Origin of the sequence: Pseudomonas sp. S06B 330, assembly GCF_002845275.2 — a bacterium.
Classification (GTDB): domain Bacteria; phylum Pseudomonadota; class Gammaproteobacteria; order Pseudomonadales; family Pseudomonadaceae; genus Aquipseudomonas.
Genome location: NZ_CP088149.1, coordinates 2521939 through 2540290 on the forward strand (window position 1 = coordinate 2521939; position 18352 = coordinate 2540290).

The following is an 18352-nucleotide window of genomic DNA, read 5'->3' on the forward strand; positions in this document are numbered from 1 at the left end:
CGGTTTCGGTTCAGGCTTGGGCCGATCCCATTCATGGAGGGTCCGCACATGGCCCATCTGGCGCAACGCACTTTTGAACCGCTGAACATTGCCGTCCTGACCATCAGCGATACCCGCAGCTTTGACACCGACACTTCGGGACAAACCCTCTGCGATTTGCTTCAGGCCGCTGGCCACACCTTGATCGACCGCGACCTGGTCAAGGATGACATCTACCAGATCCGCGCCACGCTCTCACGCTGGATCGCCGACCCTGACGTCCAGGTGGTACTGACCACCGGCGGCACCGGATTCACCGCGCGTGACAATACTCCGCAAGCGGTGCTGCCGTTGCTGGACAAGCATGTCGAAGGCTTTGGCGAATTGTTCCGCCAGGTGTCGTTGGCGGAGATCGGCATGTCCAGCTTGCAGTCGCGGGCGCTGGCCGGCATGAGCAACGGCGTGCTGGTGTGTTGTGTGCCGGGCTCCCCTGGCGCCTGCCGTACGGCCTGGAACCAGATCCTGCTCGGGCAGTTGGACAGTCGCACCGGCCCGTGCAATTTCGCGCCGCACCTGAAGGTTCAGGCGCAGCAGGTGATTGAGGCCTGCGGAGAACGCTCATGACTGGCAAGGTGTGTGACAGCGGTAAATTGATGCCGGTTGACCAGGCCATCAGCCACTTGCTCGAACAGGCGCCACCGCCTCCGGCGCAACAAACCGTGCTGCTGGAAAAAGCCCTGGGCCGGGTGCTGGCCGTGGATATTCATTCCCCACGCGACCTGCCGGGCTGGGACAACAGCGCCATGGATGGCTTCGCCTTGCGCGCGGCGGATCTGCCAGCAGTCGGTGGTTGCTTGCCCCTGGCAGGGCGAATCGCTGCCGGACAGGCCGCCACTGCGCCGTTGCCGGTCGAACAGGCGGTGCGCATCTTTACCGGTGCGCCGCTGCCGCCCGGCGCCGATACTGTGGTGCCCCAGGAGCTGTGTCGGGTCGAGGGTGACCAGGTCTGGTTGCCAGCGGTGAGCCTTGGCGATCATGTGCGCAAAGCCGGTGAAGAAGTGCGCGAGGGCCAACTGCTGCTTGCGGCCGGCAAGCGTCTGCGCGCCCAGGAGTTGGGCTTGCTGGCCGCTGCCGGGGTCTGCTGGGTCGATGTCTATCGCCCCTTGCGTGTGTGCCTGCTCAGCAGCGGCGACGAGTTACGCGAGCCGGGCGAACCCTTGGCGCCCGGGCAGATCTACAACAGCAATCGTTTTTGCCTGTCGGCATTGCTGCAGGGTTGGGGTGTTGAGGTGCATGACTACGGAGTGATGGCCGACGATCTGGCAGCCAGTTGTCAGGCACTGAGCCTGGCCGCTGCTGAATGCGACCTGATCTTGACCTCTGGCGGCGTCTCGGTGGGTGAGGAAGATCACCTCAAACACGCCATTGAAAGCCTGGGCAACCTGCAGCTGTGGCGTCTGGCCATTCAGCCGGGCAAGCCCCTGGCCTTTGGCAAGGTGGCCGGCAAGCCGTGGATCGGTTTGCCTGGTAATCCGGCAGCCGCATTGATCACCGCGTTGGTGGTGGTCCGGCCATTTTTGCTCAGATCTCAAGGTGCTCAGGATGTCTTGCCACGGCCGATGGCGATGCCAGCGGGCTTTGACTGGTTGCAGCGCAACAAACGCCGTCAGTACCTGCGTGCCCGGCTGACGTCCCAAGACAATGCGCCGGCCTCTATACAGCTACACCCGCAGCAAAGCTCGGCGATGCTTGCGGCAGCTTGTTGGGCCGATGGTTTGGCGGTGGTGGAGTGCGAGCAGCAGGTGCACAAGCACGACAGTGTCACTTTCCTCTCGTTCGCCGACCTCATGCAATGACCGACCTTGACTGCCGTCAAGGCCTGCGCTGGCGGTCTGGCTAGACTGGCTGCGGATTTGAATGCACCGGGCCTGCTCGCGATACGCATCGCAGGCGAAGTCCAGACACGCTCTTTCATGAGGAATACCCATGCAACTGGTCTGTCCGGCAGGGAACCTGCCTGCGCTCAAAGCGGCGGTGCGCCAAGGCGCCGATGCTGTCTACGTCGGTTTTCGCGACGACACCAATGCCCGCCACTTCGCCGGCCTGAACATGGACGACAAGCAGTTTGACGCCGCCGTCGCCCATATCCGTCAACATCAACGCAAGCTCTATGTCGCGGTCAACACTTACCCCCAACCCCAGGGTTGGGAACGTTGGCAGCGGGCAGTGGACCGTGCGGCTGACCATGGTGTCGATGCACTGATCGCCGCCGACCCTGGCGTGCTGGGCTATGCCAGCCAGCGCCATCCACAGCTGACCCTGCACCTGTCGGTACAGGGCTCGGCGACCAATGCCAGCGCCTTGGCGTTCTACGCCCAGCACTACAACATCCGTCGCGCGGTGTTGCCGCGGGTGCTGTCGTTGGCCCAGGTGCGTCAGGTCGCGGCCCACAGCACAGTGCCCATCGAAGTCTTCGCCTTTGGCAGCTTGTGCATCATGGCTGAAGGGCGCTGCCACTTGTCGTCCTACATCACCGGCGAGTCGCCGAACCTGTGCGGCGTGTGCTCGCCAGCCAAGGCGGTGCGCTGGAGCGAAGACGCCGAGGGTTTGAGTGCGCGCCTGAGCGAGGTACTGATCGACCGTTATCGTGCCGACGAGCCAGCCGGTTACCCGACGTTGTGCAAGGGCCGCTTCCTGGTTGGCGGCAAACGCTTTCATGCCCTGGAAGAACCCACCAGCCTCGATACCCTCGACCTGTTGCCCGAACTGGCGGCGATGGGCGTTGAAGCGGTGAAAATCGAAGGTCGCCAGCGCAGCCCGGCCTATGTCGAGCAGGTCACCCAGGTGTGGCGCGCAGCCTTGGATGCCCATCGCCAGACGCCTGAACGCTTCGCCGTCAAGGACCAGTGGCGCCAAGTGCTGGCGGGCCTGTCAGAAGGCAGTCAGACCACGTTGGGCGCTTATCATCGATCATGGCAATGAGGGACCTGAACATGAAACTCAGCCTGGGACCGGTCCTGTATTACTGGGACAAAGAGCAATTGGGGCGCTTTTATTCCGAGATGGCGGCCTTGCCCCTGGATGTGATTTATCTTGGCGAAACCGTCTGCTCGAAACGCCGGGCAATGAACCTGGATCATTGGCTTGGACTGGGTCGCGAACTGCGGCAGTGCAGCCAGGCGCAGATCGTGCTATCGAGTCTGACCCTGGTCGAAGCTGCCTCCGAGCTCTCCAGCCTGCGACGTTTGTGCGACAACGGTGAGTTGCTGGTGGAGGCCAACGACATGGGCGCTGTGCAGTTTCTGGCGGAGCGCAAATTGCCCTTCGTCGGCGGCCCGGCGCTCAACCTGTACAACGGCCACGCACTGGCCCAACTGCAGGACTGCGGTTTGATCCGCTGGGTGCCGCCTGTGGAGTGTTCGGCGGCGTTGATCCGTTCGATTCTCGATCAAGTCCAGGCGCTGGGGCGTGAACTGCCTGAAGTCGAAATATTCGCCTACGGGCACCTGCCACTGGCGTATTCGGCGCGCTGCTTTACTGCCCGGGCAGAAAACCGGCCCAAGGACGATTGCCAGTTCTGTTGCCTGAACTACCCCGATGGCCTGGCCTTGAGCAGCCAGGAGGGACAGCCGCTGTTTACCCTCAATGGCATCCAGACAATGTCGGCTGAGGTCACAAACCTGTTGGCAGATTACCCCGGCCTTGCCGCCAGTGGGGCGAACCTGTTGCGCTTGAGCCCACGTGCCCAAGGCATGGCCGCCGTCATCGAGGCCTTCCAGCGGGTGCGCCAGGGTGAGGCACCACCGTTGCACGTTGAGGGTTGTAACGGCTACTGGCACGGCCAGGCGGGGATGTTGCGCGTTGAGGAGGTAGGCCTGTGCTGAATCGCAAACACTGGTTGCTGCGTAGCGCTGATCGCGTTTTACCACTGATTCGTCGCGTGCCCTTCGTGGTCCAGCGTGTGGCCCTGCAACAGGCGCTCAATCGCTGCCTGGCTGAGCCCATCAAGGACGGTGAGTTTGATGTGCTGCGCGGGCGTTGGCTGTGCCTGCGTATTCCTGACCTGGGCCTTACCTGGTACCTGACCCGTAGCCTGTACGGCTTGCAGATTGCCGAAACCGCCAAGGCTGATGTGACCATACGCGGCAACTGGCGCGAGTTTCTGCTCTTGGCCAGCCGCCAGGAAGACCCCGACACCTTGTTCTTCAGGCGCCGTTTGGTCATCGAAGGCGATACCGAGTTGGGACTGACCTTGAAGAACCTGATCGACAGCCTCGACCCGGAGGTGTTGCCGGTTTGGTTGTGGCGCAATCTGGAGCGGGCGGGTAAGGGCTTGGCGACAGGGTAGGGGCTGGGTTCTCGCCGTGATAATAAGCAACTAACTTCTGAAGAGCCGTGTCCAGAGAATCTCAGATTGGGTCCAATTGTGAATTCGTAAGCGTTTAGGAACGGTCCTACATCTATTTTTTGTATTCCTTATTAAAGTGTTCGCAGGTATGGCATTTCCCCGTCAGGGCATTGCTTTGCTAGCGTTCACTGCTTAAGGATAAGTCTATGGTCACGGCGGCCAACAGTACCCATTTCGAGTTATTGATCCCCACGGTTCGCAACGACTTCAAAGTGCTGGCTTTCGACGGTACTGAAACCATCAGTTGCCTGTATGCGATCAAGGTCGAACTGGTCAGCGAGTACCCTGATTTCGATATGGAAAGCCTGCTCGGTCAGCCGGCGTTCCTGCGCTTTGGCTTGCAGGGTGAAGGGCTGCATGGGCATATCGAAGATGTTCTGGTCGGCGAATCCGGCAGACGCCTGACCCGCTATCAGCTGACCTTGGTGCCCGCGCTGCACTACTTGCAATTCAGCTACAACCAGCGGATTTTCCAGCAACTGACGGTGCCGCAGATCGTCACCCAGGTGCTTCAGGGCCATGGCATTCAGGCCGATGCCTTTGCGTTCCATGTCCGCACCAGCCCTGAACGCGAATACTGCACTCAATATTTTGAAAGCGACTACGAACTGATCCGGAGGCTGTGCAGTGAAGACGGGATTGCCTGGCATCACCAACACAGCCCGGATGGCCACTTACTGGTCTTCACCGACGACCAGACGTTTTTCCCCAAGCTCGGCGCAACGCCGTATCAGCAAGGCGGTGGTTTGGTGGCCGATCACCCGGTCATCAGCCAGTTCTCCCGGCGCTTCAGCACCCGCACCAGCACGGTCACGCGCCGCGGCTATGACTTCCAGCGGCCAAGCTTGCTGCTGGAGAGCCAGTTCACCGCCGAGTTCAGCCCGGAGCTTGAGGACTACCGTTACCCGCTGTCGATGGACACCGAGAAACTCGCCAGGCAACGCACCCGCCAGGCCCTGGAACGACACCGCAGCGACTATCAGTTGGCCGAAGGTCAAAGCGACCAACCGTTTTTGCGCAGCGGCCACTTCTTCGACCTGACCGAGCACCCGCGTAAAGACTGCAATAACTTGTGGCTCTTGCTCAGCGTCACCCATGAAGGTAAACAGCCGCAGGTGCTTGAGGAGTCAGTCGGCAGCGACGTCCAGCCTGCCGACGGATTTACCCAAGGCTATCGCAACAGTTTCAGCGCCATTCCCTGGGACGTGTTCTACCGGCCACCGCTGGTCACCCGCAACGCTGTGCTGGTCAGCCAGACCGCCCGGGTTACCGGGCCAGCAGGGGAAGACATCTACTGCGATGAATACGGGCGGGTCAAAGTCGAATTTCACTGGGACCGTGCCGAGCTGAACAGTGACAAGAGCAGTTGCTGGCTACGGGTAGCGTCCAGTTGGGCTGGACAGGGTTTTGGCGCGGTGACCCTTCCGCGCATCGGCATGGAAGTGGTGGTGACCTACCTGGAGGGTAATCCCGACCAGCCGTTGATTACCGGTTGCGTGCCCAACAAGCTCACCCCGCAGCCTTACCCGTTGCCCGCGAACAAAACCAAGACCGTGCTGCGCAGCCGTAGCTCGCCTGACAGCGGTGGCTACAACGAGCTGTCGATTGAGGACCGCAAAGGCCAAGAATTGATCTACCTGCGTGCCCAGCGCGACCTGGAGCAAAAGATCGAACACGACAGCCAGCTTGAGGTCGGTAACGAGCGCCGGGAAACCATCAAGGGCAACAGCATTGCAGTGCTGGAAGCTGAAGACCAGCGCACTGTTGGCGCGGACCGCAAGGTCGAACTCAAGGCCAACGACTACTTGCAGGTCGCCAGCAGCAGCCATACCCGCATCGGACAAACGCTGGCAGTTGAAGCGGGCCAGCAACTGCACATTAAAGCGGGTGCCCATGTGATTCTCGATGCCAGCGCCAGCATCACCTTGAAAGGCGGCGGCCAGCACATCGTCATCGGCCCCGGCGGCATTTTCAGCAGTAGCGAAATTCAAATCGGTGGTGCACCCACTGTGGGAACCGCTGCTGCTCCGGTATTACCCGGCATGCTCGAAGGGCTGTCATCACCCGAGGCGCTGCCGCCGGGTATTGCGCTATACGGCCCCATCCAGCCCGGTATCCACAAACTCTGTGGCAAGCAAAGTAATGGCGCCTGTAGTCGAGGAGACTGCGCATGCAAGAAGGACTGATCGATTTCATCAACCAACCTCGGCAGAACACATTAGCGGCAACTTCACAGCCGCTGCATTTCATTCTTGACCAGGTGCTGTATCCCGATCTGTTAAAAGAGCTCACCGCACGTCATGTGCACGCATTCGACTATCTGCTCATCGGTACTGACTTTGCCTCGCAGGCGAGTGCAGGGCCGATCTGGCTCAGCGCGCAATCGGATAGCGCCACAGCCCAGTGGTGTGAGCAGCTTTGCCAGCACCACCATGCCGGCATAGCGATTGCGGCGACCAACAGTGAATTGGCACTAAAGCACGCGCGTTGGCTACTGAAAGTCAATGACGGCTCCGGCGGTCAAAGTTTGGTGACCTACTATCAGCCCGCCTTGTGCGCAGCCCTGCTGGGGACGACCCAGCCTTCGTCAATGAACCTGTTGCTGGGCCCTTGGTCAACGGTGTACGTACCCTCTACCCGCCATATCCATGGCCTGTCGCCGGGCTGGCTGAGTTGGCAAGCAGCACGTTCTTCCCCAGCGCCGACAAGCACCTTCTTCACCTTGTCACCTCGCACCGAGCCGGTCTACGTCACGCTGCGTTGGGTGTATTGGCTAGACCAGCAGTACGCCGCCTTTAACCAGCCGGATGTCGCAAAACTCCCCCCATTAATCGACAACCTGAACCTGGCGCTCCAGCACCAGATCTACGAAAGCGCTCATCTACTGCAGTTAGCCGAGGTGCTGGCGCGCACTGACCTTGCCACTCAACCCGCCGCCATGGCCATTCTACGTGGTGCTGATCAAGCTTTTGACAAGGTTGAACAACTGCGGGTGCTGCATGGTTTGCCTGGATCGAGGAAGAAACAACGCTAATGGAAGTGATCAATTACACCGTCAAAGCAGGCGATACGTTAAATGAAATTTCCCAGCAGTATGGTTGTAGCGTTGCGCAGCTGCGGCAGCTGAACCCCTTCATTGTCAATATCATCGAACCGGGATGGAACCTCAGCGTTCCTATTCACAGCAGTGAAACCGTGCGCGCAACACCTCCAGCCACAACCTACGCCGAGCCGGAAAACCTGCCTGCGCCACCGCCGACCGCCACGCGCCTCGAGCTGGATCCGCAGACCAAACCCAAACCCTCCGCCAGCATGTGTTTTGCCCCACAGGAAAAGCTCGCCTGCTCTTCGGTGTACGCCGAGATCATTTACGCAACCAACGAGAAGTCGTTCTGGTTACTGTCGGCTGAGGCGGCCGGCGCACTCAAGGAAGCCGCCAGCCAGCTGGATGAACTGATTGCCCCAGGCCAGAGCGCACAGGAGCGTCAGCAGGGCCTGTATGCCTGCGATTTGCTGGACTATTTTCTGGAACCCAAACTGGCCAATTTCCTGGAGGGTGAGCAACAGGCGCGAATGCTCGCAATTGAGGCAGAGGAACCCCTCATTGCTGACCCTCGTTATGCCATGGAGGTCAGGACAGCGGCTGAAGACAAACAGCGCGAAATCGCCGCCAAAAGCGCGGGGCCCGTTGATCCATACTCGCGTGACAAAGCGAGCGAAGACAACAAGCGGATGCTGGAGAACCATAAAAAATACCAGGCGCTGATGGTGCTTCACCAGGAATGGAAACACCTGGCCAACATTGCCCAAGCGCAAGCTAAACGTCAGGGATACGTGATCGAAGGCGGCGCACTGTTTACCCCTGAAGCCCTCAAGGCCCGCGACATTGTTCAGGTTTACCTGAGCGAGCGCGCCAAGCTGCTGGACGACAAAGGGCAACTCAGCACCTTCTCAATCGATGAGGTGGCCGGGGTGCTGCAAGCCGCCGGCGAGCATCGAAATCGCTTGGAGAGCTGCTTGATCCAGTGTGAAGCAGAGCTGGTGAGCTACTACGCCTTGTACACCCAGGAGGCGGCAAAATTCGCCTATCCGAAGTACCTCGATGCCATTCTCAACGCAGCCGATTATGGCATTGCACTGCCAGAGTTGGCGTTGTGCCAAGGTGCGGATCTTGAAGCGGGGGTGCAAGCGCTAAAGGCCTACCTGGCGCTGCAACTGCAACAAACCGAAATCAAGCAGCGTCTGTTCGACAAGTACGAAACCTGGATCAAGGCCAGCGGTGAAAACACCAAGGCACCTGACAGTCTGGTGGCAGGCGAACGTACGCTCTGGGTTGATCTGCAAACCCAGTTGGAAGCAACCCGCCAGCTGGCGCAAAGCAATGTCTCATCGACCGTGCCCCGGCGCCATCTGCTGTGGGAACCCGAGCAGTTTATGCCCACTCCGGTAGAGCGCTTGGTCAAACCAGACTTCCCGCTGCGAGAAATCAGCTGGCCAGCCAGCAGTTCTGCGGTGCGCCATATCAGCTTGACGCTACTCAAGTCGCTAAAGGAGCACAGCACCGTCAAATGGGGGGCAAACAGTGCTGGAAAATCCGCAAAGGATCAGGCCCACAGCGACTTTCATGAGTGGCTCACCTCCATGGGGGCAGTGCCGGTTGCCGACCAAGGTGCGTGGTTCGACAACGAAGGCGGTTTTGATGTCGAGCAGTTCCACCGCCAACTGACCGAACAAGGCTACGAAGTCAAAACCTTGGCCAGTGCCGATCAGCGCTCCGCCTGGGGTGAGCAACTGCGTCAGATGCTGTTCATGGCCGGGGCTCAGCGCGATCTGCGCTTATTTGACAGCAGCCCGCAGGCCCAACTGATTCGCTGCCTGACTCCAAAAAGTGCCAACGTGCAACAAACCGTCAGTGCCAGCAGCAGCTTGTCCCCTAACGGCATTGAAGCCTCGGCACAGGTGCAGGTTGAGGTCAACCTGGCCAAGGGTGAAATCGAACTGTTCAAGCTTGACTGGCCTAAGCGCAGCGCGGCTCGGGACATCAAGGTTCAGTATCAGCGCTACGATGGCCAAGGCGTTGGCGAGATGAATGTCGGGCGCTTCTCCTTCAACCTCAGCGCGCATGCCTGGGGCTTTGCCGGCGCAGCCATCCTGGCCTCTACCACTATCACGCTGACGCCCAGCAATACCCGCTATGGCGCAGGACTCAGCGCCTTGCAAGACGCCCAGGCACCGGCAGCGGTCCTCTCGGCAGCGCACACCCAAAAAAGCGCAGCGGCACTCACCGGCGTTGCGGCTAACGTGCAGATCGACGATGGCGCCACTGCCGCCTTTAACCTGTTTGCCGGCGTGCAGGCGGGTATTCGCCTGACCGGGGCGTTGAACTGGGCGCCGCCTGCAGACCTGGTTGCACTGCGCAGCGTTTCGTTGCCATCAACGCCCTCACAGCACGCCCAGTACATGGGTAGTCAGTGGCTGAGCCTGGCCCGGCTGGAAGGCGAACTCGCTGGTGCAGCTGGTGTCGGTGCGTCCGCGGAGTTCAGCTTATCGGCCGATAAGGGTCGACTGATTCTGCGCATCAAAGCCGCCTTGATCTTTGGCCCCGGCGCCAAGGGTACGTTTGCCTTTGAGGTGGGGTACGACGCCGTCTATGAACTGTTGAACCTGTTTCGACGCGAACTGCACAAAAACCACGGCCAGCCACTGGACTGGGTGGATAGCAGTGCAGTAGACCTGTTCAGCAAAATGAACCTGCTCGGCCTGGCGGGCCTCGATCCAGGCATGCTCTACCTGATGGGGTTCGACAAGATTGCTGAGCTCTGTGAGGCACTTACTTCCGCCGGCAAGGGTGGACCGATCGCGCACACCATCATGAACTACGGCTATCCCGCTGAGTTGGAGCAATGGACCGTGGAGGCGATTCCGGAAGCCTTGGGGCCAATGTTGATGACGTTGATTAGTGAGGCGAAAGCGTTTGATGTTATTTCTTATGACCGCGACTTTTACACTGGTGTATTGAAAGAAGTCAAAACCCACTACACCGAGCCACAGGCCTGGATGCTTCAGCAAAGAGCAATCAACCGGCTATTGGATTGGATCGTTATTAATGCACAGAAAAAAGGCAATCTTTCCACCGCCCAGCTGCAGTTTGAAGAAGCGTGTATGCGAATGAGCCGCTTTGGTAGCAAATCGAAAGCACCAGGCCAATCATATTGTACAAACAGATTGAATATGGATAATTTTATGGCTGAAGGAGTTCAGCGACTTTACGATCCAGATGCTGATTTAATTCGCGCCAACTACAAGAAAAATTCTGCACTACTCGGTGTAAGGAAGGATAATTTCTGCGAGCGCCGTCGGTACTACGGCAGGGATTATGTACCGAGTGGTTTCGCGAAATACACAGGGGAAGGACAATGATGTATTACAGCCAATTTAGAAGACTATCGTTACAAGGTGCTACGTTATTTATTCTATTTTTAGGCTTTTCCGCATGGGCGTCTGCTGCGTTGACACCCGCAGGGTCGGCTGCAAAAGAGCTTGGCATCACGCTGTACAATCAATACAAACCTGCCGAAAAAGAGTTACGCATTGCTGCTGAAGCCGGAGATTCGGAAGCGCAATTTTATTTGGGGGAGGAACTTCGTCACAAGCATCGTCACATGACCGCAGAAGCCAGAAATTTTCTTGAAGCATCTGCGAGTCAAGGTAACCTCTATGCAATGATTCGCCTGGGCCATAGCGACAGTGGACTTTGCAATATATTAAACAACTGCCCGGTAGGCTATAAAAGCTCAGATGAGTGGTCTCTGGAGGCATGGCGAATATCCAAAGAGCTGGCCGCAAAAGGAGATCCTGAAGGGTTGTATATTTTCTATCGTGTGACAGGAGAATTAGATTTTTTAGTTCAATCTGCTCAAGCCGGGTTCCCTTTTGCTCAATATTGGCTGGCTAGAAGATATCGTAACGGCGATGGTTTTTTTTGGCTGCCTTGGCAGCGCAACCAGGAAATTGAACGCTGGTTCAAAACGGCTGCTGAAAATGGCAACCCACAAGCCATGGTTGAATACGCTGTTATTGTTTATGAAAATGGCGGTGACATGCCTGTAGCACGTCACTGGATTGAAGAGTCTGCAAAAACTGGTTTTCAAATCGGCGTAGCGCACCTGGCTACTGAGCACGCACACCTGCGAACCTACTTTGGCTTTCCGCTAGACTTGGTCAAAGGATATGGCTTGATGTCACTGTTGTTAGTGCTTGACGTTGGTGGCGGTACACTGGATAGCACAAAACACAACCTAACCGAAATGATAAAAAAGATGACCCCCGAACAAATCGAACAAGGTAAAGCCTTCGCAGTAGAATGGCAGGCCGCCAACCCACGACCTATTTCATTCTTCCCTATGATGCTTGACCCGTTGGATTCGTTTTGATTGTTATAGGTCATATGAGGATTATAAGCCCTCAAGAAATTATGACGTCGAGTAATAAAAGCGCAGCATCACTCACCGGCGTGGCGGCGAACGCACCGATCGACGATGGCGCTGCCGTCTTGATCTTTGGCCCTGGCGCCAAGGGTACGTTTGCCTTTGAGGTGGGGTACGACGCCGTCTATGAACTGTTGAACCTGTTTCGACGCGAACTGCACAAAAACCACGGCCAGCCACTGGACTGGGTGGATGGCAGTGCGGTGGACCTGTTCAGCTAAATGAACTTGCTCGGCCTGGCGGGCCTCGATCCAGGCATGCTCTACCTGATGGGGTTCGACAAGATAGCTGAGCTCTGTGAGGCACTTACTTCCGCTGGTAAGGGTGGACCGATCGCGCACACCATCGTGAACTACGACAACCCCTCAGAGTTGGAGCAATGGACCGTGGAGGCGATTCCGGAAGCCTTGGAGCCGATGTTGATGACGTTGATTAGTGAGGTGAAAGCGTTTGATGTCGTTTCTTATGATCGCGACTCTTATTCCGGTGCTTTGAAAGAAGTTAAAACCCACTACACCGAATCACAGGCCTGGATGCTTCAGCAGAAAGCAATCAACCGGCTATTGGGTTGGATCGTTATTAACGCACAGAAAAAAGGCAATTTATCCACCGCTCAACTGCAGTTTGAAGAAGCGTGTATGCGAATGAGTCGCTTTGGTGCCAAATCGGAAACCCCAGGCCAGTCGTATTGTACAAATAGGTTAAAGATGGACAGCTTCATGGCCGAAGGTGTAGAGAGGCTACATGACCATCTGGCCGATCAGACTCGGGCAAAGTACAAGAAAAACTCTGCGATACTCGGCGCAAGGAAAGATAATTACTGTGAGCGCCGCGGATATTACGGTAGAGATTATATTCCAGGTGGCATTGCGAAATACACAGGAGTAGGACAATGATAGACTCCCAGGTCTTTAAATATCTATCACTCGTTACGCTACTTGGGGTTTTTGCAGTTTTTTCAGTATCTTCATTTGCGGCATTGTCGCCGGATCAGCAGGCGGCGAAAGATCGCGGTATTATGCTGTATAACCAGTACAAGCCATCCGAAAAAGAGTTGCGTATTGCCGCTGAAGCCGGAGACGCAGAGGCGCAGTTTTATTTAGGCGAAGACCTTCGCCATAAGAATCGTTACATGACAGCAGAAGCCAGAAATTTTCTTGAGGCCTCTGCGAGTCAAGGCAACCTCTATGCAATGATTCGCCTGGGCCATAGCGGCAGTGGGCTGTGCAATATATTAGGAAATTGCCCGGCAGGTTTTAAAAGCCAAGAAGGTTGGCTTCGGGAGGCGTTAAAGATATCAAAAGAGCAAGCGGCACAAGGAGATCCTGAAGGGTTGTATATACTTTATAAAGTAACAGGGGACTTTGACTCATTGATAAAATCCGCTGAAGCAGGATTCCCATTTGCTCAGTATTGGTTGGCAAGAAGATACCATAACGGCGATGGTTTTTTTTGGCTACCTTGGCGACGCAGCCAGGAAATTGAGCGTTGGTACAAAGCTGCCGCTGAAAATGGTCACCCAGAAGCCATGGTTAGGTACGCCGTTATCATTTATGAAAACCAAGGCGACATGGCGGTGGTGCGTTACTGGATTGAAGAAGCGGCAAAAACAGGTTATCAAAATGGTGTAGGTCACTTGGCCTCTGAGTCTGCGCACTTACGAACCTATTTTGATTTCCCGTTAGATTTGATAAAGGCTTATGGCCTGACGTCATTACTACTAGTTCTAGACGGAGGTGGCGGAGTACTAGAGTTCGCAAAAGAGAATCTTGAAGAAATATCCGCCCAAATGACCCCCGAACAAATCGAACAAGGTAAAGCCTTCGCACTGGAATGGCAGGCTGCCAACCCACGACCTATTTCATTCTTCCCTATGATGCTTGACCCGTTGGATTCGTTTTGATTGTTATAGGTCATATGAGGATTATAAGCCCTCAAGAAATTATGACGTCGAGTAATAAAAGCGCAGCATCACTCACCGGCGTGGCGGCGAACGCACCGATCGACGATGGCGCTGCCGTCTTGATCTTTGGCCCTGGCGCCAAGGGTACGTTTGCCTTTGAGGTGGGGTACGACGCCGTCTATGAACTGTTGAACCTGTTTCGACGCGAACTGCACAAAAACCACGGCCAGCCACTGGACTGGGTGGATGGCAGTGCGGTGGACCTGTTCAGCAAAATGAACTTGCTCGGCCTGGCGGGCCTCGATCCAGGCATGCTCTACCTGATGGGGTTCGACAAGATTGCTGAGCTCTGTGAGGCACTTACTTCCGCCGGCAAGGGTGGACCGATCGCGCACACCATCATGAACTACGGCTATCCCGCTGAGTTGGAGCAATGGACCGTGGAGGCGATTCCGGAAGCCTTGGGGCCAATGTTGATGACGTTGATTAGTGAGGCGAAAGCGTTTGATGTTATTTCTTATGAAATCGATCTTGTAACAGATCTGTGGATAGAGGTTAAAACTCATTACACCGAATCACAGGCTTGGATGCTTCAGCAGAGAGCAATTAACCGGCTATTGGATTGGATCGTTATTAATGCACAGAAAAAAGGCAATCTATCCACCGCCCAGCTGCAGTTTGAAGAAGCGTGTATGCGAATGAGTCGCTTTGGTACCAAGTCAAAAAAACAAGGTCAATCGTATTGTGAAAATAGGTTGAGGATGGACAACTTCATGGATGAAGGCGTTCAGAGGCTTCACAACCGGGACGCCGATTTTGTTCGCGCTAACTACAAGAAAAACTCTGCTCTACTCGGTGCAAGGAAGGATGGTTTCTGCGAACGCCGCCGGTACTATGGAAGGGACTATGTACCAGGTGGAGTTGCGAAATACACAGGGGAAGGACAATGACGCGTTCCAACGCCATTTCGAGAATATCATTAAGAATTTCGATGGTCTTTATTCTATGCTTTGGGTTTTCAGCTTGGACGCTGGCAGCGTTAACACCTGTTCAGCAGGCGGCGAAAGAGCGCGGCATCATGCTGTACAATCAATATAAACCCGCCGAAAAGGAGTTGCGTATTGCCGCTGAAGCCGGAGACGCAGAGGCACAGTTTTACTTGGGAGAGGAGCTTCGACACAAACATCGTCACATGACAGCAGAAGCCAGAAATTTTCTTGAGGCCTCTGCGAGTCAAGGCAACCTGTATGCGATGATTCGTCTGGGCAATAGCGGTAGTGGGCTGTGCAATATATTAGGAAATTGCCCGGCAGGTTTTAAAAGCCAAGAAGATTGGCTTCGGGAGGCGTTAAGAATATCAAAAGAACAAGCGGCACAAGGAGATCCTGAAGGGTTGTATATACTCTATAAAGTAACAGGGGACTTTGACTCATTGATAAAATCCGCTGAAGCAGGGTTCCCCTTTGCCCAGTATTGGTTGGCACAAAGATACCATAACGGTGATGGTTTTTTTTGGCTACCTTGGCAACGCAGCCAGGAAATTGAACGCTGGTTCAAAGCGGCCGCTGAAAATGGTCACCCACAAGCCATGGTTGAGTACGCCGTCATTGTTTATGAAGATCGCGGCGACATGGCGGTGGTGCGTCACTGGATTGAAGAATCCGCAAAAACAGGTTATGAAAATGGTATTGGGCTTCTGGCAGCTGAGTCTGCACATGAACGAGTCTATTTCGACTTTCCACTCGACTTAGTCAAAGGTTATGGCCTGATGTCACTGTTGTTAGTGCTTGACGTTGGTGGAGGCACACTGGGTGCCACAGAACATAGCCTAGCCGAAATGATTAAAAAGATGACCCCTGAACAAATCGAACAAGGTAAAGCCTTCGCACTGGAATGGCAGGCCGCCAACCCACGACCTATTTCATTCTTCCCTATGATGCTTGACCCGTTGGATTCGTTTTGAATGTTATAGGTCATATGAGGATTATAAGCCCTCAAGAAATTATGACGTCGAGGAATAAAAGCGCAGCATCACTCTGATGGGCTTTGACAAGATTGCTGAGCTCTGTGAGGCACTTACTGTTGGGGGTAAGGGGGGGCGATCGCCCACACCATCATGAACTACGGCTATCCCGCTGAGTTGGAGCAATGGACCGTGGAGGCGATTCCGGAAGCCTTGGGGCCAATGTTGATGACGTTGATTAGTGAGGCGAAAGCGTTTGATGTTATTTCTTATGACCGCGACCTTTACACTGGTGTATTGAAAGAAGTCAAAACCCACTACACCGAGCCACAGGCCTGGATGCTTCAACAAAGAGCAATCAACCGGCTATTGGATTGGATCGTTATTAATGCACAGAAAAAAGGCAATCTATCCACCGCTCAACTGCAGTTTGAAGAAGCGTGTATGCGAATGAGCCGCTTTGGCAGCAAATCGGAAACCCCAGGCCAGTCGTATTGTACAAATAGGTTAAAAATGGACAACTTCATAGCCGAAGGCGTAGAGAGGCTACATGACCATCTGGCCGATGAGATTCGTGCCGAATATCGGGTCAGTTCTGCGTTGCTCGGCGCGGGAAAAGATAATTACTGTGAGCGCCGCGGATATTACGGTAGAGATTATATTCCAGGTGGCATTGCGAAATACACAGGAGCAGGACAATGATAGGTTTCCAGGGCTTTAAATATCTATCACTCGTTACGCTACTTGGGGTTTTTGCAATTTTTTCAGTATCTTCATTTGCGGCATTGTCGCCGGCTCAGCAGGCGGCGAAAGAGCGCGGCATAATGCTGTACAATCAATATAAACCCGCCGAAAAGGAGTTGCGTATTGCCGCTGAAGCGGGAGACGCAGAGGCGCAGTTTTATTTAGGCGAAGACCTTCGCCATAAAAGTCGTTACATGACAGCAGAGGCCAGAAATTTTCTTGAGGCCTCTGCGAGTCAAGGCAACCTCTATGCAATGATTCGCCTGGGCCATAGCGGTAGCGGGCTTTGCAATATATTAGGTAATTGCCCAGCAGGCTATAAAAGTTCAGACGACTGGTCTTTGGAGGCATGGAAAATATCCAAAGCGCTAGCCGCAAAAGGAGACCCGGAAGGGTTGTATATTTTTTATCGCGTGACGGGAGAATTAGAGTTTTTAGTTAAATCTGCTGAAGCAGGATTCCCATTTGCTCAGTATTGGTTGGCAAGAAGATACCATAACGGCGATGGGTTTTTTTGGCTACCTTGGCGACGCAGCCAGGAAATTGAGCGCTGGTACAAAGCTGCCGCTGAAAATGGTCACCCAGAAGCCATGGTTAGGTACGCCGTTATCATTTATGAAAACCAAGGCGACATGGCGGTGGTGCGTTACTGGATTGAAGAAGCGGCAAAAACAGGTTATCAAAATGGTGTAGGTCACTTGGCCTCTGAATATGCGCACTTGCGAACCTATTTTGATTTTCCGCTCGACTTAATCAAAGCTTATGGCTTGACGTCATTATTATTAGTGCTTGATGGTGGCGGAGACACATTAAGATTTACAGAAAGACATCTTGTCAAAATATCCGCCCAGATGACCCCCGAACAAATCGAACAAGGAAAAGCCTTCGCATTGGAATGGCAGGCCGCCAACCCACGACCTATTTCATTCTTCCCAATGATGCTTGACCCGTTGGATTCTTTTTGATTTTTGTACGCCATATAAAAATTTCAAAACTTCAAATTGGCTACACCACGTGATGTTGCAAAATACAGGCGAGATGGCCTGAAAGCCCGCCTAGGCGTAACCCAAGCATCGATGGGGCAGAGACGGCCCTTCGGCTGCTCCTCGGTCGGAAGGGGCGCGAGTTTTGGTTACTTTGGCCCATCAATGCTGGTAATCGACCAGCGCCTCAGTCGCCAATATACGAATGTCACGTCGCTCCATGGCAATCAAACCGTGCTCCACCAAGCGATGGAGGATGCGCGAAAACGTCTCCGGTTGAATCCCCAGTTTCGACGCTACCAGGCGCTTGGGCACTTGCAAGACCACGCGATCATCCTGCGGGTCGCGCTCCTGCAGGAGGTAGTTGATCACCCGTTGACTGGCGCTGGCCAAGGTCAGGGTGTCGATGTCCTTGAGGCGCTGGTGCAGGTTGATGCTCATGCTGGCGAGGATCGACAGGCACACCTGTGGCTGGTCTTCGAGGGCATTGCGGTAGTGGTTGCCTTCGATGCTGATCACCACGCTGTCCTTGAGCGCGGTGGCGCTGACCGGGTAGTAGCGGGTCTGGCTGAACAGCAGGGCTTCGGCAAAGGACTGCCCCGGCTGAATCACCTCGACGAGGTTTTCCTGACCTTGGGCGGTGATGCGGTAGAGCTTGATCTGGCCACTGACCAGGAGGAAAAAACGCTTGGCCGGATCACGCTGGTGCATGAGGGTGTCGTGACAACTCAGGCGCCGCTGCATGGCCAGGCCGCAGACTTGCTCGAAAATGTTCTCAGGCAATTGGTTGAACAGGTGATGACGGCGTAAAAACAGTACATGTGATGGGTGGGTCAGCATGGGATACCTCCGCTGACCGCCATGGTAGAGCGCCAGGCGCCACGG

17 protein-coding genes are annotated in these 18352 nt (G+C 55.3%); 16 read left to right on the forward strand and 1 reads right to left on the reverse strand.

From position 1 onward, the window contains the following. Positions 1 to 48: 48 nt before the first annotated feature. The 16 genes from moaB to CX511_RS11445 all read left to right on the forward strand — a co-directional run bounded on the left by moaB (position 49) and on the right by CX511_RS11445 (position 17449). Positions 49 to 603 carry a molybdenum cofactor biosynthesis protein B gene (moaB, locus tag CX511_RS11370; RefSeq protein ID WP_101292018.1) on the forward strand — a complete coding sequence of 185 codons (555 nt, stop codon included), beginning with the start codon at positions 49 to 51 and terminating at the stop codon, positions 601 to 603. After that, positions 600 to 1835: a molybdopterin molybdotransferase MoeA gene (locus CX511_RS11375; protein WP_101292017.1), complete on the forward strand. Its 1236-nt coding sequence runs from the start codon at positions 600 to 602 to the stop codon at positions 1833 to 1835. The genes moaB and CX511_RS11375 overlap by 4 nt, the downstream gene beginning before the upstream one ends. A 130-nt stretch (positions 1836 to 1965) precedes the next feature. Further along, the gene (gene ubiU / locus CX511_RS11380) at positions 1966 to 2961 is read left to right on the forward strand and encodes a ubiquinone anaerobic biosynthesis protein UbiU (protein WP_101292016.1); all 996 of its coding nucleotides are present in this window, start codon (positions 1966 to 1968) and stop codon (positions 2959 to 2961) included. 11 nt (positions 2962 to 2972) lie between these two features. Next, positions 2973 to 3863, forward strand: coding sequence for a U32 family peptidase (locus CX511_RS11385; protein WP_045190527.1), 891 nt, complete (start codon positions 2973 to 2975; stop codon positions 3861 to 3863). After that, positions 3857 to 4327: a ubiquinone anaerobic biosynthesis accessory factor UbiT gene (gene ubiT, locus CX511_RS11390; protein ID WP_045190529.1), complete on the forward strand. Its 471-nt coding sequence runs from the start codon at positions 3857 to 3859 to the stop codon at positions 4325 to 4327. Before CX511_RS11385 ends, ubiT begins: the two co-directional genes overlap by 7 nt. Before the next feature lie 206 nt (positions 4328 to 4533). Further along, positions 4534 to 6573: a type VI secretion system Vgr family protein gene (locus CX511_RS11395; RefSeq protein WP_220639127.1), complete on the forward strand. Its 2040-nt coding sequence runs from the start codon at positions 4534 to 4536 to the stop codon at positions 6571 to 6573. Then, a complete protein-coding gene (locus tag CX511_RS11400) occupies positions 6558 to 7421 on the forward strand; it encodes a DUF4123 domain-containing protein (RefSeq protein ID WP_101291804.1) in 864 nt (287 codons plus the stop codon). Before CX511_RS11395 ends, CX511_RS11400 begins: the two co-directional genes overlap by 16 nt. After that, positions 7421 to 10807, forward strand: a complete 3387-nt coding sequence (locus tag CX511_RS11405) for a LysM peptidoglycan-binding domain-containing protein (RefSeq protein ID WP_220639128.1) — start codon at positions 7421 to 7423, stop codon at positions 10805 to 10807. The genes CX511_RS11400 and CX511_RS11405 overlap by 1 nt, the downstream gene beginning before the upstream one ends. After that, the gene (locus tag CX511_RS11410) at positions 10804 to 11820 is read left to right on the forward strand and encodes a tetratricopeptide repeat protein (protein ID WP_101291780.1); all 1017 of its coding nucleotides are present in this window, start codon (positions 10804 to 10806) and stop codon (positions 11818 to 11820) included. Before CX511_RS11405 ends, CX511_RS11410 begins: the two co-directional genes overlap by 4 nt. A gap of 41 nt (positions 11821 to 11861) precedes the next feature. Next, positions 11862 to 12095 (forward strand): hypothetical protein, encoded by a 234-nt coding sequence (locus CX511_RS11415; RefSeq protein WP_220639129.1) that lies wholly within the window; start codon positions 11862 to 11864, stop codon positions 12093 to 12095. Next, positions 12096 to 12770: a hypothetical protein gene (locus CX511_RS11420; RefSeq protein ID WP_220639130.1), complete on the forward strand. Its 675-nt coding sequence runs from the start codon at positions 12096 to 12098 to the stop codon at positions 12768 to 12770. Next, entirely contained in the window at positions 12767 to 13777 is a 1011-nt protein-coding gene (locus tag CX511_RS11425) for a tetratricopeptide repeat protein (RefSeq protein ID WP_231353410.1), read from the forward strand. The genes CX511_RS11420 and CX511_RS11425 overlap by 4 nt, the downstream gene beginning before the upstream one ends. Positions 13778 to 13818: 41 nt before the next feature. Beyond that, entirely contained in the window at positions 13819 to 14727 is a 909-nt protein-coding gene (locus CX511_RS11430) for a hypothetical protein (RefSeq protein WP_220639131.1), read from the forward strand. Continuing rightward, on the forward strand, positions 14724 to 15740 hold the full coding sequence (locus CX511_RS11435; protein ID WP_143527646.1) for a tetratricopeptide repeat protein: 1017 nt from the start codon (positions 14724 to 14726) through the stop codon (positions 15738 to 15740). Before CX511_RS11430 ends, CX511_RS11435 begins: the two co-directional genes overlap by 4 nt. A gap of 153 nt (positions 15741 to 15893) precedes the next feature. After that, positions 15894 to 16442, forward strand: coding sequence for a hypothetical protein (locus tag CX511_RS11440; RefSeq protein ID WP_220639132.1), 549 nt, complete (start codon positions 15894 to 15896; stop codon positions 16440 to 16442). Next, positions 16439 to 17449: a tetratricopeptide repeat protein gene (locus CX511_RS11445; RefSeq protein ID WP_220639133.1), complete on the forward strand. Its 1011-nt coding sequence runs from the start codon at positions 16439 to 16441 to the stop codon at positions 17447 to 17449. Before CX511_RS11440 ends, CX511_RS11445 begins: the two co-directional genes overlap by 4 nt. A gap of 180 nt (positions 17450 to 17629) precedes the next feature. Here the strand turns inward: CX511_RS11445 and CX511_RS11450 are convergent, their stop codons facing one another. Further along, positions 17630 to 18307: a Crp/Fnr family transcriptional regulator gene (locus tag CX511_RS11450; RefSeq protein ID WP_045179709.1), complete on the reverse strand. Its 678-nt coding sequence runs from the start codon at positions 18305 to 18307 to the stop codon at positions 17630 to 17632. Between the last annotated feature and the right edge of the window lie 45 nt (positions 18308 to 18352).

Excerpts from the sequence above, each read along its gene's own strand:
- moaB (WP_101292018.1), top strand. The coding sequence starts at position 49 with ATGGCCCATCTGGCGCAACGCACTTTTGAACCGCTGAACATTGCCGTC.
- CX511_RS11375 (WP_101292017.1), top strand. The coding sequence starts at position 600 with ATGACTGGCAAGGTGTGTGACAGCGGTAAATTGATGCCGGTTGACCAG.
- ubiU (WP_101292016.1), top strand. The coding sequence starts at position 1,966 with ATGCAACTGGTCTGTCCGGCAGGGAACCTGCCTGCGCTCAAAGCGGCG.
- CX511_RS11385 (WP_045190527.1), top strand. The coding sequence starts at position 2,973 with ATGAAACTCAGCCTGGGACCGGTCCTGTATTACTGGGACAAAGAGCAA.
- CX511_RS11395 (WP_220639127.1), top strand. The coding sequence starts at position 4,534 with ATGGTCACGGCGGCCAACAGTACCCATTTCGAGTTATTGATCCCCACG.
- CX511_RS11400 (WP_101291804.1), top strand. The coding sequence starts at position 6,558 with ATGCAAGAAGGACTGATCGATTTCATCAACCAACCTCGGCAGAACACA.
- CX511_RS11405 (WP_220639128.1), top strand. The coding sequence starts at position 7,421 with ATGGAAGTGATCAATTACACCGTCAAAGCAGGCGATACGTTAAATGAA.
- CX511_RS11410 (WP_101291780.1), top strand. The coding sequence starts at position 10,804 with ATGATGTATTACAGCCAATTTAGAAGACTATCGTTACAAGGTGCTACG.
- CX511_RS11415 (WP_220639129.1), top strand. The coding sequence starts at position 11,862 with ATGACGTCGAGTAATAAAAGCGCAGCATCACTCACCGGCGTGGCGGCG.
- CX511_RS11420 (WP_220639130.1), top strand. The coding sequence starts at position 12,096 with ATGAACTTGCTCGGCCTGGCGGGCCTCGATCCAGGCATGCTCTACCTG.
- CX511_RS11425 (WP_231353410.1), top strand. The coding sequence starts at position 12,767 with ATGATAGACTCCCAGGTCTTTAAATATCTATCACTCGTTACGCTACTT.
- CX511_RS11430 (WP_220639131.1), top strand. The coding sequence starts at position 13,819 with ATGACGTCGAGTAATAAAAGCGCAGCATCACTCACCGGCGTGGCGGCG.
- CX511_RS11435 (WP_143527646.1), top strand. The coding sequence starts at position 14,724 with ATGACGCGTTCCAACGCCATTTCGAGAATATCATTAAGAATTTCGATG.
- CX511_RS11440 (WP_220639132.1), top strand. The coding sequence starts at position 15,894 with ATGAACTACGGCTATCCCGCTGAGTTGGAGCAATGGACCGTGGAGGCG.
- CX511_RS11445 (WP_220639133.1), top strand. The coding sequence starts at position 16,439 with ATGATAGGTTTCCAGGGCTTTAAATATCTATCACTCGTTACGCTACTT.
- CX511_RS11450 (WP_045179709.1), bottom strand. The coding sequence starts at position 18,307 with ATGCTGACCCACCCATCACATGTACTGTTTTTACGCCGTCATCACCTG.